A 15,566-nucleotide genomic window follows, 5' to 3' on the forward strand; every position below is an offset into this window, starting at 1 on the left:
TATTTACGCCTTTGAGGGTTACGCAAAAACACGGCAGCATAGTCGGCATGCTGCCGTGTCTTTGACAGGTAAGTATAACTGTTCAACGCCGTTTTTCCGGAAAAAGGAAACCGCCAGCAGAAACACGGGAATCGCGATCATATTCACAGGCAGCACATACCGGACCCACACTCCCTTCAGCAGCAGTCCGGCCGGCGGATTCAGCTTGATGACCAGCATGGTGAGGATGAAGGTTACCGGGGCCACAATCCAGATGATTTTTTTCCAGCTGCGCGTTTTCCCGATCCACTGAGCAACTCCATAGCTGGTAATGAACATGTAGATTGACAGCTTGACGAAGATGCAGACCAGCCATACCGCCATCACAAAAATATCCATGTTCTGAATGAATTCCATCAGATAGACCAGCTTGACCATCTCAAAAAAAGGAAATTGCAGCCGTCCGCTAACGGCCGGGCCAAAGGTCATGATGACCCAAAGAACCCCAAACAGCAGCATGATTGATGAAAAGCCGACCGACAGCAGCAGCGCCTTGTGTGTTTCTTTGCCGGGATTATCCGTAAAGGGAAAAAGCATCATGAGCAGCACAGCCTCGCCGAACAGTGACACCGGGGCCAGCGCCCCTTCGGCAATCGTCCACAGTCCGGTTTCTGCATATACAGGCAGGAGCATGGGCAGGTTCAGATTATTAAAAGTCAGGCCAAAAGTAAGCGCAAGAATGATCATTAGTATCGGCCCCCACAGCTCACTGACTCTGCCGATCGCTTCTATCCCGCCATGATATACGGTATATAACACAACCCCTATCATCGTTCCGACTACAACCCAGTCCGGAGTTTTATACAGGACATTCAGGCGGATGAATAGATACTCGTCGCGCAGAATCAGGCTCATGACCCAGAACCACTGGAGGATAAAGGGAATGACAATCAGCTTGCCGGCCCATTTTCCCAGAATAGCGGCACTGAATTCGATCAATGTCTGCCGCGGGTACCGGGAGCTGAGCCGGGCAGCAATGTAGGTGATAATCAGCCCCATGATACCGGCCAAAATATAAGAAATCCAGGCATCCTGCTTGGCGCTCCGGATCGTAGCCGTCATTGTAATAAGCAGGTTTATGCCAATTTCCATCATCATAATCATCCAGAACAGCTGCCGGTTGCTGATCTTCATCTACTTCTCACCCCCTTCTCTGGTAGGAAGGAGGGATTCACCCGTAATCCCCGTTCCGGTGATATTAACCTTGACCCTAATGTCCAGCTCAACACCTGGAAAGAGCGTTTCCCAGTCGGCGGCAAGGCTCTTCCAGCGGTAAGGATGACGGCGGTGGATCGTATCCCCTAAACCGAAGATGTCCGTTTTGAACTCCTTTTGCACCTTGTTGATAACCTTTTTAACCCGTGCCTCAAGGTAATCGTTCATCCGGACCTCGACCTTATCCACATTCTTCTGCTTGGACAGATTCAGCGGCGAATTATTCTCCTCTATGTAGCCTTTGCCCTCCAGCTGGATCCGGAACTTTGGCAGTCCGCCGTCAAACACAGGTGTAATATGACTTTTGAAGCTATCCACATTAACCGTTACCGTCTTCCCGCTGGTCGCCCCCGATAGTGCATCCTCAGCCGAACCGCCCGGCTTATCAGCATCTATTGAATTGATAACCGTAGTAAAACTCCGGGTAGACAGCTTATTTGCCATCCAGAGTCTGACCCAGAATTCATCGAAATTCAGATAGCCTGCCAGCTTTAGCTGACTGTTAAAAATTGCTGCACCGGATATACCGAGCGTTGGCTGCGGCGGGCTGTCATTTTTATTTTTTTTATCCGTTTTTACATCCGACGGCAGAATCGAAAGAGCAGGCATGATTCCGCAGCCGTTGCCATTAGCCATGATATAGAAGTCCAGCAGGGAGCGGCTGATCGGTGCCCCGGTCTTCTCCTGGATTTTCTGCACAGCGATCGCCGGATTGGTTTCAAGCTGATAAGCCAGGCTCATCGCCTCCTGCGCCGTCCCCCCTCTGATGACAAAAATATTCGCCCGCGGCGGACCATCGGGCTGCGGCTATACTCATCCAGGATGGAGAAGACGCCCCGCTCCGCCAGCTTCTCCCCGATAAAGATATTGCGCCGGTGTCCCGGAAACAGTACCCTTGACAGCTTTCTTTGCATATTCTGCTCGGCGTCCCTGTTATTTTTTCCGTACGCGCTTTCCGTCATAAAGCCGGACCGGCCGCCCTGTTCCCCGCCCTGCTGCCCCCCTGATTTGGATGCAAGCGGCAGCACCAGATTGGCAGTCGCCAGATATACTCCGTCCTCGGCCAGATCCATCCCCCAGCCCAGCACAATAGCCTGGTCGTTCAGTTCCTGCCGGTCCCAGCATCCGGTCAGCAGCAGCGGCACTATTAGGAATAAGATTATCATTTTCCTGTACATAGGACAGATTCCCTTTCCTGCCTGTTATTTGGTACGTTTGGGGAAACGCGCAGTCCTGCCCTGAGCCAGCCAGGGCAGCAGCCAGCGCATTTTGGATTTGGGTGCCCGCACAAGCACATCACTCAGATTGCGGATCGACATTGGCGCATATGGTGCCATATAAGGGACCCCAAAAGGCTTCAGCGTTACCATATGCACCGAGAGCGCGATAAGAAATAATACAATGCCGTAGAAGCCCAATACACCTGCGGCGATCAGCAGCGGAAATCGGAGCATCCGGTAGGCTGTCCCCAGGTTATAGACAGGGAATGCGAAGGACGCAATTCCCGTCAGTGAAACGATGATGACCATGGGCGTGGAGATGATCCCTGCAGCTACTACTGCCTGTCCAATTACAAGGGCTCCCGCTATACTGACCGCCGGACCCACCTGCTGGGGCAGCCTGATGCCGGCCTCACGCAGGCCCTCGAAGATAAATTCCATAATAAGCGCTTCTATCACAGCCGGAAGCGGCACGCCTTCACGGGCTGAGGCAATGCTGACGACAAGCGGTGTCGGAATGACCTGCAGATGGTATGTGGTCAGTGCCACGTACAGTGACGGCAGGAGGAGTGAAATGTGGACAAACGTATACCGGATCCAGCGCACAAACGTAGCGTAGATATACCTGTCCGTATAATCGTCAACTGCCTGCAGCCCGGACCAGTACGTCATAGGTACAATCAGCACAAAAGGCGTATTGTCCGTGATGATAACGATTTTGCCTTCCAGCAGGCTGGAGACCGCTACATCCGGCCGCTCTGTATTCTGGATTTGTGGAAAGGGCGAGAACACACTATCCTCGATATTTTCTTCGATATTGCTGGAATGGATAATGCCGTCAAGCTCGATCTTTTGCAGACGGCTTCTCACCTCTTTGACCAGGTCCTCCTTGACAATGCCCTCCATGTAGGCGATCACTATTTCCGTTTCAGTCAGTCTGCCCAGCTTCATGCTTTCCAACTTCAGAGTGGAGGAGCGGATCCGCCGACGCAGCAGGGAGGTGTTGGTCCGGAGCGACTCCATAAATGCATCCCGAGGGCCGCGGACGACCTTTTCCGAGGTGGCTTCCTCGATCGCGCGCTTCTCCATCTTGACCAGATCGGCCAGCAGCACAAAGGCGTTCCCCTCCGTAAATATGGCGGTTTCCCCGCGCAGGATTGCCTGGATAACCTGCTGTGTCTCATACGCTATGCTGGTTTTGAGCGACGGGATAAAGATGTCCTTCAGCTCCACCTTCCGGGCCTCATCCACCCTGGAGCTGCTGCGGAAATGCTCAAACAGCGGCTGTAGTACAAACTCGTCCACGGCCAGGACATCGCACATCCCGTCCACATAGATCAGCGTGGCCCGGTCCAGCCCGCCTATACTGCAGTTACGGTACATAATATCCGAGCAATTCAGAAATTCCAGCTTCATCCGCTCTATATTGAATGCCAGGTCCAGAGACAGCATTTCCGGCTCCTCGCGCTTGCTGAATGTTGCCTGCTGTTTCATATGCCATCCCCCCATGGTTGGTATTTGCAGGGAATGGGGGAATTATGCGCTCAGACAGGTATTTTCAGCCAATCAAAAAAAAAAGAGCACAGCCGCACCCCGCGGTCTGCACTCTTTCAGACATCACAACTACTTCAAATTTTGCAGCATATCCCTTATCTTCGTGTAGTGACCACTGACCTTATCGGCCATGTAGTTATACATCAGCTGATTCTCCGCCAGATTGGCCATTTCCAGATCCATGTCCACATTGTTGCCGTTATTGTTCATCGCTGTATCCGTGCTGCGGACAATTTGATAAGGGATCAGGGAGGCATTGTTATCTTTAATTCCGAAGTGTCTCGAATGGGTCTGCCTGATCTCCAGGTTATCCTTTGAACCGCTGCTGATTGCCTGCCTGAGCTCGTCTTCGAACACTACCGTTTTCTTCTTGTAGTGGGGCGTGTCCGCATTGGCAATGTTCTCGGCAATCGTCTGGTGCCGTACGTTGAGTATCTGTAAAAAGGATTCATTAAGTCTGGAAGAATTGCTCTCGATCAAGATTACACCTCCTTTCCGCTGCCGGCGGCCGGCTCATTTGAACGGGGAAACCTCAGCGTTACCCTCGTCCATTCCCCGTACATACTTTCGATCTGAAGCTCACCGTCGTAGCCTTCCATTAACCGCTTGGCAATAGCCAGTCCGAGCCCGTTGCCTCCATGCTTGCGGCTGCGCGCCTTATCCACTCTGTAGAAACGGTTAGTGACCAGATACAGTTCATCCTCCGGTATGCCCATACCGTAATCCATGACCGAAATGGTTAATCGGCCGGATTCCGCAGACGCAGTGACCCGGATCTCCTTCTGATCTCTGGTGTACTTCATCGCATTGTCCAGAATTATGATCATCATCTGCTGAAAATGGTTCTTTTGCACAGGCAGCACACAATCATCACTAATCTCCAGCCGGGTGAGCATCCTGAATTCGGGGTTCACAAACTTGAAATTTTCAATAATTTCTCCGATAACCTGCTTTACCCGGATATTCTCAGGAGAATATTCTGCAATGGCTGCCGAGTGGTTGGCCCGGGTCAAAATCAGCAGCTCGGAGACCATCTGAATCAGCCGGTTCGTTTCATTCAGGCTCAGTTGAATCGATCTGTTCAGAACCTCCGGATCATCCTTGCCCCAGCGTTTGATCATCGAAAGGTGTCCATGGATAATCGACAACGGTGTCTTTAATTCATGCGAAGCATCTTCAATAAACTGCTGCTGCTGCCGGAAGGATTGCTCCAGGCTGTCCATCAGCTCGTTGAACATGAGGGAGAGCTCCGTCATCTCATCCTGCTGGTCGCTGATCTGTACCCGCTCCTTCAGCCCGTTTTCCCTGATCCTCTTCATCGTTCTGATCATGGAATTGATCGGATTCAGCAGCTGGAACGAGATCAGGCGGCCCCCGATCAGACTGAGTATAATGGCTACCAAGCCCGTAATGATGAACAGCGTAGTGATCAGATTAATCAGGCTTTCGAAATTTTCCAGATTTCGTACAATTTCTACGGAGCCGCTGAATCCGCTGATTTCCAGAGGCTGTCTGTAGATCAACAGCGTATCTCCGCCCGGCGAGATTTCCAGCAGCTCCTCGGATGTAACATATTCGGGCTGCACCCAGTGCTCCGGTACTTTATCCGATATGGTAAGGATGGGAACATCATTTCCGTCAACAATGCGGATGAGCTGATAGCGCTCGTTCAGTATTTTCAGATAATCCCCGCTGTCCGTAAGATCGCGTCCCGGTTCAAAATCCTGCAGATAAGCAACGACCTCGTCCATATTATTGCGGATAATTTCTTTTTCGTGATTGTTGACCCAGTTCTGGATCACGGTAAATTGCAGCAGATTATAGGAGAGAAACAGAAGCAGCATCAGAACAGCCGCCCACAGGGTCAGCTTCCATTTGATATTCATATTTCTCAGAGAGAGCCGATTAACTTTTTTCATCCCGTATTAAATATCCTATTCCTCTGACCGTTTGGATATATTCTTCCTTATTCGCGGTGTCCAGCTTGTTGCGCAGATGCCTGATATAGACATCAACGACATTGGTTTCGATGCCGACATCATAGTCCCAGACCTGTCCGACCAGCATTTCCCTTGTCAGCACCCGGTTTATATTTTTTAGCAAAATAAACAGCAGCTCGTATTCCTTCTTGGTCAGCTCAATCCACCGGTCGCCTTTTTTCAGCATTCTGGATTCGATATGCAGCTCCAGATCCTTGAACGTAAGCACCATCGGCGGCTGGCTGCCCAGCTTCTCTGCCCTTCTGGCAATCACCCTGATCCTGGCCAGCAGCTCTTCGATGGCAAACGGTTTCGGGATATAATCATCAGCTCCCGTATCAAGTCCCATGACCCTGTCCATCACGCTGTCCCTTGCCGTAATCATGATGATCGGCGTATCCTTCACTGCCTTCACACGCCGGCAGATTTCAATTCCGTTCAGATTCGGCAGCATCAGGTCAAGCAGGATGATATCCCAGTCCTCACTCAGGGCCTGCTCCAGGCCTTCTCTACCATCATAGACCGGCCGTGCCTCATAACCTTCATGCTTCAGTTCCAGAATGATAAAATCGGACAACCCTTCCTCATCTTCAATAACCAGGATGCGCATCCTTAGGCCTCCAATACCGACATCACTTCCTGCTCTCATTATAACCTGTTAAAATAACGCGGCGCTTAATGCAAAATGAAATTTTTTTCATAATCCGCGGTCCATAAAAAAGACAGACCTCCTGTTACGGCAGATCTGTCTTCTGAATAAAAAGGTTCCCTTCAGAACAAAATTTCACGCTTGTTGATCTTCGCTCCCGTTAACGATTTCTCGAACATATCCAGGATGAACAGGAAATGCTCCGCCTCCCGGTATACATGATCAGCCAGCAGCGGATGAATAATGCTCTTGATCCGGCATTCCGCAATGAGATCACGGGCTGTTTTTTTGAAGTCGCGCAGGGACTCTACCGATACCTTATTCTCATCGACAAACTGGCTGAGCAGAGGCACTGTCTGGGATTGCGGCCGCATTGAGCTCAGATCGATCGCCTGGAACATCAGGGTATCAAAATCATGGCTGAACTCCCTGGCCTTCTCAACCAGCTTGCGCTCGGAAGGATCCAGCAGGTGGCTTATAAACTTGGCGTGGTCGGCCATAATTCTCAGGAAAAATACATTCTCGTCGATGATTGCATCATGCAGCGGTTCAAGTGTGCCGTTATTGAGCTCCTCCAGCCGGTTGCGGAAATAATTGGCTTCTCTGCTCACATGATCGACCAGCAGGGGAAAATTGTTCTGGCCGGGGAGCTTGCACTGCAGAATGAGTCCGAGCACCTTTCTTTTAAACACCCAAATATGACTTACCGCGGTATGAACCTCAACATTGAATGCCCTGATGGTCTGCGGATCTGTGTCTGCAGTGAATGTATAGGCCTTCCGCTCGATTTCCTCAAAGATGGCTTGAAATTGACTGGCCTCATTGATTAACTGCGTGTCTTCACACCGGAATCCCAGCCGCAGGAACAGTGAATGCTCCTTCATGATACGTGACCAAAACCGCGTCTCTTCCAGTGAACGGACTACAAAAGGATCGGACAATTGAATCCCTCCCGTATATTTTTCCGATTTAAGCTACCTAGAAAATATACGGGGTCCGGCTTGGCTATATGCATTGCTGGCCTGCAAGTTTCCATAACTATTTTGTTCTGTTCGTCCACCTGACCGCTGTTCTACAACCGGGTCTTCCGTGCGGCCATTATTCCGCACTCCACACAACTTCCCCGGCTTTGTTGATCAGATAGGCCGAATACTCGTTATCGTTATTCAAATCGACGAAGGCTTTACCCGCTCCGGCTGTATAGTTCCATACATAGCTGTAAGCCGGTTTTACAATGACTTCGCCCGCCGGGTTCATGAAGCCCATCCCGGTATCACCAAAGTAAGAGACTATTCCATCGCCAAAGCCGGCAATTTGCCCGGCGCCCGGAACAGTGATTATATTCCCCTTGGCATCCACAAGCCGGTACGTATAATCGTATTTACCGCTTATCGTCAGCAGAATGTATCCGTCGTGAAACTGCCCGATGAATCCGCTACCGCCGCTATACTTAGGTTTCACGATCCAGTTGCCTTTGGTGTCGATGAGACCGCTTTTGCCGTTTACAGTTGCGGTAGCAATGCCTTCCGAGAATGAGCTGGCGTAGTCATAGATTGGCTTGATCGCCCACTTCCCTTTGGTATTAATGAAGCCCGTCCGGATGACGCTTTTGCCGGCACTTGTTGTGCGTACAGTAACAGCAGCCAGGCCATTGGAAAATGGTTCACTGTTCTGCAGCCCGGTTACGGCCCGAATGACCGTTTTGCCGTTGTGGTCAATGTAGAAGGTTTTGCTTCCCGATACCTTCGCAAGCCCGTCCGAGAAATCAGACGCCCGGTTGTAAATGGCCGGGATAACCACCTTGCCGGCACGGTTAATATAGCCCATTTTTACAGTAATCCCGCCGGTCTCCGTCTTGACCAGATCCTTGAACCAGGCGAGGCCCTCACTGAATTGCCCCAGCTGGTAATGCGGCGCGTCGATAGCCAGTTCTCCCGAACGGTTCATAAAGCCTGCGGTATAGCCGGATTTTTTTACCGGAATCAGCTCCTCATAACCGAAATCATGCACGGCGGCATAGGGCGTCTTCAAATGCTCCTGCCCCTGATTATCAACGGATACCGTCTCGCCTTTCACATTGAAATTAAACCAATATTGGCTGTCCAGCTTTGCTTTGGCATCACCAGCAACAGGACGAAGCTGGATCAGGTTGGTCCCCGGAAGGACAGAATGGCCTTGGCCTCCCAAAGCTCCCGCCAGCGCCAGATCAATAAACCAGGTACCGTTGTAGTTGCGCGGAATCTGGGCCATCAGCTGTGTTTTTGTGCCGCCGTCAACATCCAGCAGCGCAGTTTTGGTGCCCAGCCGGATGACAGCTTTGTACCCCTTCGCATCCTTGAGAACGATCGCTTTATTGTCTACTGATACAAAAGTATAGCCAAACCGCTCCGCGATTGACCGCAGGGGCACCATAACCACCCCGTCCACCTCTACCGGCCCTTCCGGAAAAAACAAATGCTCACCCTGGTCAAACACCTCCCAGCGGTCGGCATGTGCATCCGTGGTGCCCAGTCCGAAAAAGGCGGCCAGCGCAAAGAAGCCCGTAGCCAGCATTACCGTCAGCCGGTGCTTCCTGATCAACGATTTAGGTCGCTGCATAATATGAATCCTCCTGTAATCCCTATGATTGGATGATATTGGAATACTCCCTATTAGACGCTTGGACCAGGAAATAGTTGCAGGCTCGGGAGACTGGCTGACGGGCCTGCTTCTGCTGCTAATCAAACTAAGTGGAAAATCGGCAACTAATTGGTTGAATAGCAATGGGTAGGGGATTCTAGTTGGAAAAACGACACTTAATTTCACTGTTTTTGCGTCCATCGGGGGTTTTCGGCTGAAATAAGCAGCGTTTATCCACCTAATTATATGATTTACAGGAAAATCCTTAAATTAAGTGGCGAAAATCCAATTAAAAAAAGCAGACCGGAATCCTTCCGGTCTGCCTTAAAACCTGCAATCCTACAGCTGCATGAAGCTGTACAACAGCTTAGCCATTTCCGCGCGAGTGACTCCGGACTGCGGGTCAAAGCGGTTACCCGGTTTGCCGCTGAGCAGGCCCTTCGCCTGCAGATTGCCGACCGCCTGCGCTGCCCATGCAGCAATGTCAGCTGCATCCTTGAAGCTTGGTGCAGCAGAAGCCGCTGCTTGAGCTCCGTCTTTATATTCCAGTATTCTGCTAAGAATAACAGCCGCTTCCTCTCGGGTAATCTGATCCTGCGGCCGGAACTTGCCGCCAGCACCCTGGATGAAGCCGAGCTCAGCCGCTTTAGCAACAGATGCTGCGTAATAAGCATTGGCAGCTACATCAGTAAATGTGCTTGCTCCGGCAGCTTCCAGACCCAGTGCCCGAACGGCCAGCACTGCAAAGTCCGCTCTCGTTAATCCGGCCTGCGGCTGGTAATGCGTAGCATCGACGCCTGTCGCGACATGCTTGGCAGCCAGCTTGGAGATGTAGCTTTCAGCCCAATGGCCTGCAGTATCACTGAACTGCTTGTGATATTCTGCCACGGCAAAGGTAGAGAAGTGGCTGGTTGTAAATTCATACCCGCCAGCTTTCAGCTCACCGCCCATGTACTCCAGCTGGCCGTTGTTCAAGTAGTACACGCCGGCATAATCGGAATCGATGGCGCTGCGCTGCTGGGCTGTAAGCGGAATAGTCACCGTTACTTTGCCCTTCAGCTGATGAACTGCTGTTGGATTACCATTACTTACTGTACTCAACTCCAGTGTGATCACAGCCTGCGGCTCCTTGAATTCGCTTGTGCTGCCGCCTGCCGACAGAACCGCCTGCTTCAGTGCATCTGTCAAAGCGGTATCCACGTTAAGCAGAACTGACTGTGTACCGTCTGTTAGCTCAGGCAGCGAGCCCGCTGGAATGGACAGCTGCGTACCGGCAGCTGAAATGTGCAGCGCCAACTGCTTGCTTACAGCCAGCTTCAATGCAGACGCATCCAGCTGCAGCCTCGCTTGTCCCTGTGCACCGCTGAGTTCCAGGTTAATCTCACCGTTTGCGGACGCCTCCACCAGCTTGCTCAGCGCAGCCTGACCGGCTGTATATACGCCTTCACTGTTCTTCTCCAGCGTCAAGCTTCCCTGAACGGCAGGAGCCGGAGTTGCTGTCGGCGAAGGCGTAGCCGGTGTTGATACGCTGCCTGGTGCCGGTGTTGCTTCCGGAGCTGGTGTCACCTCCGGTTTTGGTGTTTCCACCGGAATCTCCTGCTTGCCGGTGTAGAAGCCCCAAATGTCGGACAATACCATACCGGAATGCTGATCTTCCGCTTTTACATACCATTGATAGTAGCTGTCAGGATTCAGAGCTTTCCATGCTGCTGTAACTTCGGAGCCGCTAGCCACATCCTTTTGTGAAGCAATTTCCTGGTCAGTGTACACTTTTACCCCGATATAGTCTGTCGCTACGCGCTTGGTCAACGGCTGGAGGTCCAGATCCAGAGTAAACTCGTCCTTGCCCGGATATTCCGGCTCATCATAGTAGTTGTAATCGTCAAGGTATGGAGAATAGGTCTTCACATGCAGCTTGTTGCCCGCAGTATCGAACTGCAGCAGACGGATGTATCCGAGACCGCCTTCCGGCGCACCCTGATAATCGGCCAGCATCTGATACACGTTGCGGTCAGGCACGCCGTCACCGTTATCATCCAGCTGATCTACCTTCAGCTCAGCATCATGGTAATGGCCGGATAACGCCGCAATGACGTTTTTGTTCGGCTTCACTACTTTTTCAAAAATCTGATCGGCAATCGGTGCACGGTTATTGGAAACCAGCAGATATTCATGCAATGCCAGAATCGCTTTGCGCTCCGGATAGCGGGCGACGATCTCATTCATCCAGCTGATCTCTTCGTCCCCTAGCCCCCAGCCCATATACACGATAACATAGTCGTTACCGCCTGCAGATATCAGGTCATAATGCCCCATATTATCTTTGTAGGTACCGCCATAGCCTGGAAGATTCTTAAATCTCCACTCGCCAAAATACTTCCAGAACTCCGTATAGTCCCCCGTCTGATGTCCAACATCATGATTTCCGGCCAGGACGCCGTAAGGGATGCCCGCATCCTCCAGAACACGCATATTTTTGTCAGCCTCAAGCCACTGGTATTCCTGATACGACTTGTCTACAAGGTCACCGGTGTGAATGACATACTTCACATTGAGATTGTCCTTGTTGTCGGCAATCCACTGCACATTTTTCTCATAGATGTACGGATAGCTCTGCGAATAGTACTGGGTATCCGACATCCATACAAAGGTATAGTCGTAGGTATCTTCAGTAACCGTTGCAGGAACATCTGTCCGGGCAATCTCATCCTGAACCATAACAGAAATGCTGTTATTTTGGCTGTAATCGCCTGCCAGGACAGTTGCGCTCAGGGTAAAATCAGTATCCCCGGCAATCTTGTAGTCCAGCAGCTTCCAGCTTCCCGCTTCAGGACTCCAGGCATACAGGCTGACTTTACGGCCCGGCAAGGAGTTGCCCTTCCACTCGACATCCACACGGTCTGTACCCGACACAGACTCATCCAGCTTTATTTCGTAACGCTGATAAGGAAACTGCTCTACAGAATCGTTAATGAGGTACTGCCCGTCGGCAGAGCTGATTGCTGTATAATCTTCGCTGGTCAAGGCAGCTTCTCCCGCAGGTACCTGCTGCTTGGGCGGCTCGGTATCGGAAGCATTTTTGTACCCGCTGAAGCCCTGCTCCGCATGCTCTCCGTCATACTTGTAGCCCTTATAGTAGGTAACGTCCATCCGGTCACCGGCAGGGTCTTCCACCTTCACCTTCAGTTCAGGGCTTGTTCCTGCACCCGTTGCATCTTGAGCAGGGGAAATCAGCTGCGGGGCAAGCGGATTCTCGTCCGGCACCTTGAACTGCACGGCTTTTTCGGCCTTGTTGCCGGCTTTGTCCACAGCGGTAATCTGCAGGGTATGCGCGCCTGAGGACAGCTGGCCGGAGCTCGACTGATACGGCAGCGTGATCGCCTTACCGTCCAGCATGACATTAACTTCGCTTACTCCGGCGTACTGATCCTTAATGTCAGCTTTAATTTCAAACTGGCCGCGGTACGTCTCCCCATCTTTAATGTTCGGCTGGATGACCGGTGCCGTGTTATCTACTGTCACAGAGGATTCTATCTTTTCCCCGCCCTGCAATAATGACAAGCTATGCGGCCCGTCAGCCCAGGCAGTAGTGTCCCAATCATAGGACTTAGATTCCAGCAGCTCCTGATTCAGACTGAACTGGAACCCGATGGATTCATGTTTGCCGGCGCTGTCGCCCATTTTGACTTCTTTGTCGCGTTCACTGTAGGCAGGGTCCCAGATTTCTGTACCGTCTGCCAGCAGAAGACGCACGTTTTTAATCTCAAAATCATCCTTATTCTCTTCAGGACGCGGATCAAACGGCGATGACTTGGAGCCTGCGCGGATATAGATGGTATTGTCCGGGCCTGACTTCAGGGCAGCCGCTTTAATCGGGAAAGACAGTGTAGTGTACGAAGTAATCGGGTCCATGAAGGTATACAGGATGCCGGCATCCCCCAGCTCCTCCGGTCCCATCGTAATTCCGTTTTTAAAATAGTAATCTACATTTTTGGCGTCAAAGACGAAATAGGCGTCATTTTCTAGTGATACATACGTGTCTGCGGCATCTACTGCCTTATTATCAATTTGCAGGGCCAGTTCTTCAGGCTTGACTGATGCAGAGGTTCCCTTCACAGTAACTTTGCCGCTGACCAGGCTGTCATCCTTAAGATTCAGACGGAGCGCCGACCGGTCGGGGCCGCCGGTGATTTTCACCGTATAGACCGGGGACTCTGTGACATTGGTGCCGTCAGAAACCGTGTAATAATAACGGACCTCTGTTCTGCCGATCAGATCGGCTGAGGACAGCTTGTGATGATACAGCGTATCGTTATAGTCCTGGGACAGGTTATAGGATACGTATTCCGGCTTTTTGTCGGTCGCGATGTGGACTTCTACAGATTTAATATCCTTGTCATCGTCGGCAAAAGCTTTCAGCTCAAGCCCCTTGGACTGGTCGATCTCGGTAATCCCCGTCAGATCGTTGACCGTAGGAGGCACAGTATCAGGCTCAACATGCACCGGGGCTGCCGGCACCTGGAAGGCTTCAGCCTTGCCGGGAGTCGGGGCAGCAGCGCCAGAGCTGATCTTCAGCATTTTTTCTGCACCGTTCACCGGATACTTATACAGAAGCGCCTTGTTCTCCTTCGTCTCATCGCCTTTCGTGCCGCCGTTATATAGCGTGTCAGCATCGTAATAAGCGGAGGCAATATCCTTTTCGGTATTGCTCTTGATCACGATCGCCCGGCGGCCGGAGTTGGCCATGCCATCACTTTTGATCTGGAACAGATTGGTGCCGAGCTCAAGATTAGTATGGAACGCAGCGTTGAAATCATCGGCAGTATAAGCCGTATTTGAACTGTTAATGATCCAGAATACTACCGATTGCTGCGCAGGAATGATCAGGCTCTCTTCGGTAGACGGCCACTTCACATCAGCTGCCGGACCTTTGTCGGGATATCGGTAGTACACCTTGTAATTTTTAAAATCGACCGGCTGATCCGTGTTATTGTATACCTCGATAAACTCGAACGCATCAGTGCTTGTACCGGCGACGTTGCTTGAGTTCGGCAGCAGCTCGGTAATCAGCAGCGGAGGTACAGCGTCGTTGTTGTACTCAGGCAGATTTACATTAATCGAATAGCTCTCGGTGGTGTCCTTGACGCGGATGCTGTAGTGCAGCCCCGTTTCTTCCATGGCCGCGGCCGGTATTACTGCCTTGTATACTTCGCCGCTCTCTTTAGTCATGGTTACGACCGTTTCCCGCTGCTGCGATTCTGTCCGGTACAGAAGCTCTACTGCCGGAGCAGCCGCATCGCCATCAGTCTGCAGATTGCTGACCGTTGCCTGAATCTCCAGATCGGCCGGATCGGTGCTTGCCGCCGGAACATGCTTGATTACCGGCTTCTGCTCTTCACCCGGCACATTTTTATCGGGAAGCTGGCTAGGGATAATCATACCCGGTGTAGCATCAATAGTGCCGGATTCCGGCAGCAGGGTCATACCCGTTCCGCCCGCTGACGGGTAGGCAAAAATAATGCCCTTGTTCTCTTTGACCTGCTCTTTCTGATATGTAGCGGATATGATCGTTTTATCATTCGCCCGGGAGCGGATTTGCAGATTGCGTGTGTCAGCGTTAGCCATTCCGCCCCCGCCATTGATCCGGAACAAATTCACGCCTTCCTGCAATGCCACATTAAAATTAGTGTTAAACTGATCTGCTGTAAGCTCCTCATTCTTCCCGTTCATTACCCAAAAGACAATACTGCTGTGGGCGGGAATCACGGCGTCCTGATCATACTTCCAGTTATTGCTATTATTATAGAAGAAATAATAATCCTTGAAATTCACTGCGCTGTCGGTATTGTTGTACACTTCAACGAATTCATAGGCATCTGCCTTGTTGAAGTTGACTGTATCCGGCACCAGCTCGGTAATCAGCAGCCCGCCCGCCTGTACGGGATCTGCATATACTGCTGCAGTGACCGATGCTGTTGCTCCCGGCTCTTGCGCACCAGGTTCTGCACTGATCGTATCAAGAATATTAGCCGTCTGCTGATCCTTCAGCTCCTCCAGCCCGGCAGCATAACTGCCCGGGGTTACAGCCCCCATCATCAGAGTACCGGCAATTACGCCTGAGATTAACCGTTTACGTCTTGGTTGACTTTTCAAAGATGCACACTCCCCGCTATCGTCTATTAAATCTCGTAATTCCAATTTTCGACACTTCCAAAAGTATACGAGGGTTTTATTAAGCGGGGATCAGGGTTGTGTAAAATTTTAATTATCGTGTTTAACAATCTACAAATA

General features: G+C 51.3%; 10 protein-coding genes. All 10 read right to left on the bottom strand.

Annotation, left to right across the window (positions count from 1 at the left end; all coding sequences use genetic code 11):
• Nucleotides 1–18: 18 nt before the first annotated feature.
• On the bottom strand, nt 19–1,173 hold the full coding sequence (locus AWJ19_RS25690) for an endospore germination permease (RefSeq protein WP_068728084.1): 1,155 nt from the start codon (nt 1,171–1,173) through the stop codon (nt 19–21).
• The gene (locus AWJ19_RS25695) at nt 1,174–1,995 is read right to left on the bottom strand and encodes a Ger(x)C family spore germination C-terminal domain-containing protein (protein ID WP_068728085.1); all 822 of its coding nucleotides are present in this window, start codon (nt 1,993–1,995) and stop codon (nt 1,174–1,176) included.
• A complete protein-coding gene (locus AWJ19_RS25700; protein ID WP_128083697.1) occupies nt 1,992–2,420 on the bottom strand; it encodes a hypothetical protein in 429 nt (142 codons plus the stop codon). The genes AWJ19_RS25695 and AWJ19_RS25700 overlap by 4 nt, the downstream gene beginning before the upstream one ends.
• 36 nt (nt 2,421–2,456) lie before the next feature.
• A complete protein-coding gene (locus AWJ19_RS25705; protein WP_068728087.1) occupies nt 2,457–3,968 on the bottom strand; it encodes a spore germination protein in 1,512 nt (503 codons plus the stop codon).
• 129 nt (nt 3,969–4,097) lie between these two features.
• On the bottom strand, nt 4,098–4,508 hold the full coding sequence (gene flgB / locus AWJ19_RS25710) for a flagellar basal body rod protein FlgB (protein WP_068728088.1): 411 nt from the start codon (nt 4,506–4,508) through the stop codon (nt 4,098–4,100).
• Nucleotides 4,509–4,510: 2 nt separating this feature from the next.
• Entirely contained in the window at nt 4,511–5,947 is a 1,437-nt protein-coding gene (locus tag AWJ19_RS25715; RefSeq protein WP_068728089.1) for an ATP-binding protein, read from the bottom strand.
• Complete coding sequence (locus tag AWJ19_RS25720) at nt 5,934–6,617, bottom strand: response regulator transcription factor (RefSeq protein WP_068728090.1); 684 nt, start codon at nt 6,615–6,617, stop codon at nt 5,934–5,936. Before AWJ19_RS25720 ends, AWJ19_RS25715 begins: the two co-directional genes overlap by 14 nt.
• Nucleotides 6,618–6,778: 161 nt before the next feature.
• Nucleotides 6,779–7,597 carry a DUF2935 domain-containing protein gene (locus AWJ19_RS25725; protein WP_082708116.1) on the bottom strand — a complete coding sequence of 273 codons (819 nt, stop codon included), beginning with the start codon at nt 7,595–7,597 and terminating at the stop codon, nt 6,779–6,781.
• Nucleotides 7,598–7,754: 157 nt separating this feature from the next.
• Entirely contained in the window at nt 7,755–9,254 is a 1,500-nt protein-coding gene (locus AWJ19_RS25730; RefSeq protein WP_068728091.1) for a WG repeat-containing protein, read from the bottom strand.
• A gap of 360 nt (nt 9,255–9,614) precedes the next feature.
• Nucleotides 9,615–15,428, bottom strand: coding sequence for an S-layer homology domain-containing protein (locus tag AWJ19_RS25735; RefSeq protein ID WP_068728092.1), 5,814 nt, complete (start codon nt 15,426–15,428; stop codon nt 9,615–9,617).
• Nucleotides 15,429–15,566: the final 138 nt, after the last annotated feature.

The sequence above is a fragment of the Paenibacillus sp. DMB5 genome (genome assembly GCF_001517085.1).
In the GTDB taxonomy this organism is placed as follows: domain Bacteria; phylum Bacillota; class Bacilli; order Paenibacillales; family Paenibacillaceae; genus Paenibacillus_AQ.

Excerpts from the sequence above, each read along its gene's own strand:
- AWJ19_RS25700 (WP_128083697.1), bottom strand. The coding sequence starts at position 2,420 with ATGATAATCTTATTCCTAATAGTGCCGCTGCTGCTGACCGGATGCTGG.
- AWJ19_RS25720 (WP_068728090.1), bottom strand. The coding sequence starts at position 6,617 with ATGCGCATCCTGGTTATTGAAGATGAGGAAGGGTTGTCCGATTTTATC.
- AWJ19_RS25695 (WP_068728085.1), bottom strand. The coding sequence starts at position 1,995 with ATGAGCCTGGCTTATCAGCTTGAAACCAATCCGGCGATCGCTGTGCAG.
- AWJ19_RS25730 (WP_068728091.1), bottom strand. The coding sequence starts at position 9,254 with ATGCAGCGACCTAAATCGTTGATCAGGAAGCACCGGCTGACGGTAATG.
- AWJ19_RS25705 (WP_068728087.1), bottom strand. The coding sequence starts at position 3,968 with ATGAAACAGCAGGCAACATTCAGCAAGCGCGAGGAGCCGGAAATGCTG.
- AWJ19_RS25715 (WP_068728089.1), bottom strand. The coding sequence starts at position 5,947 with ATGAAAAAAGTTAATCGGCTCTCTCTGAGAAATATGAATATCAAATGG.
- AWJ19_RS25690 (WP_068728084.1), bottom strand. The coding sequence starts at position 1,173 with ATGAAGATCAGCAACCGGCAGCTGTTCTGGATGATTATGATGATGGAA.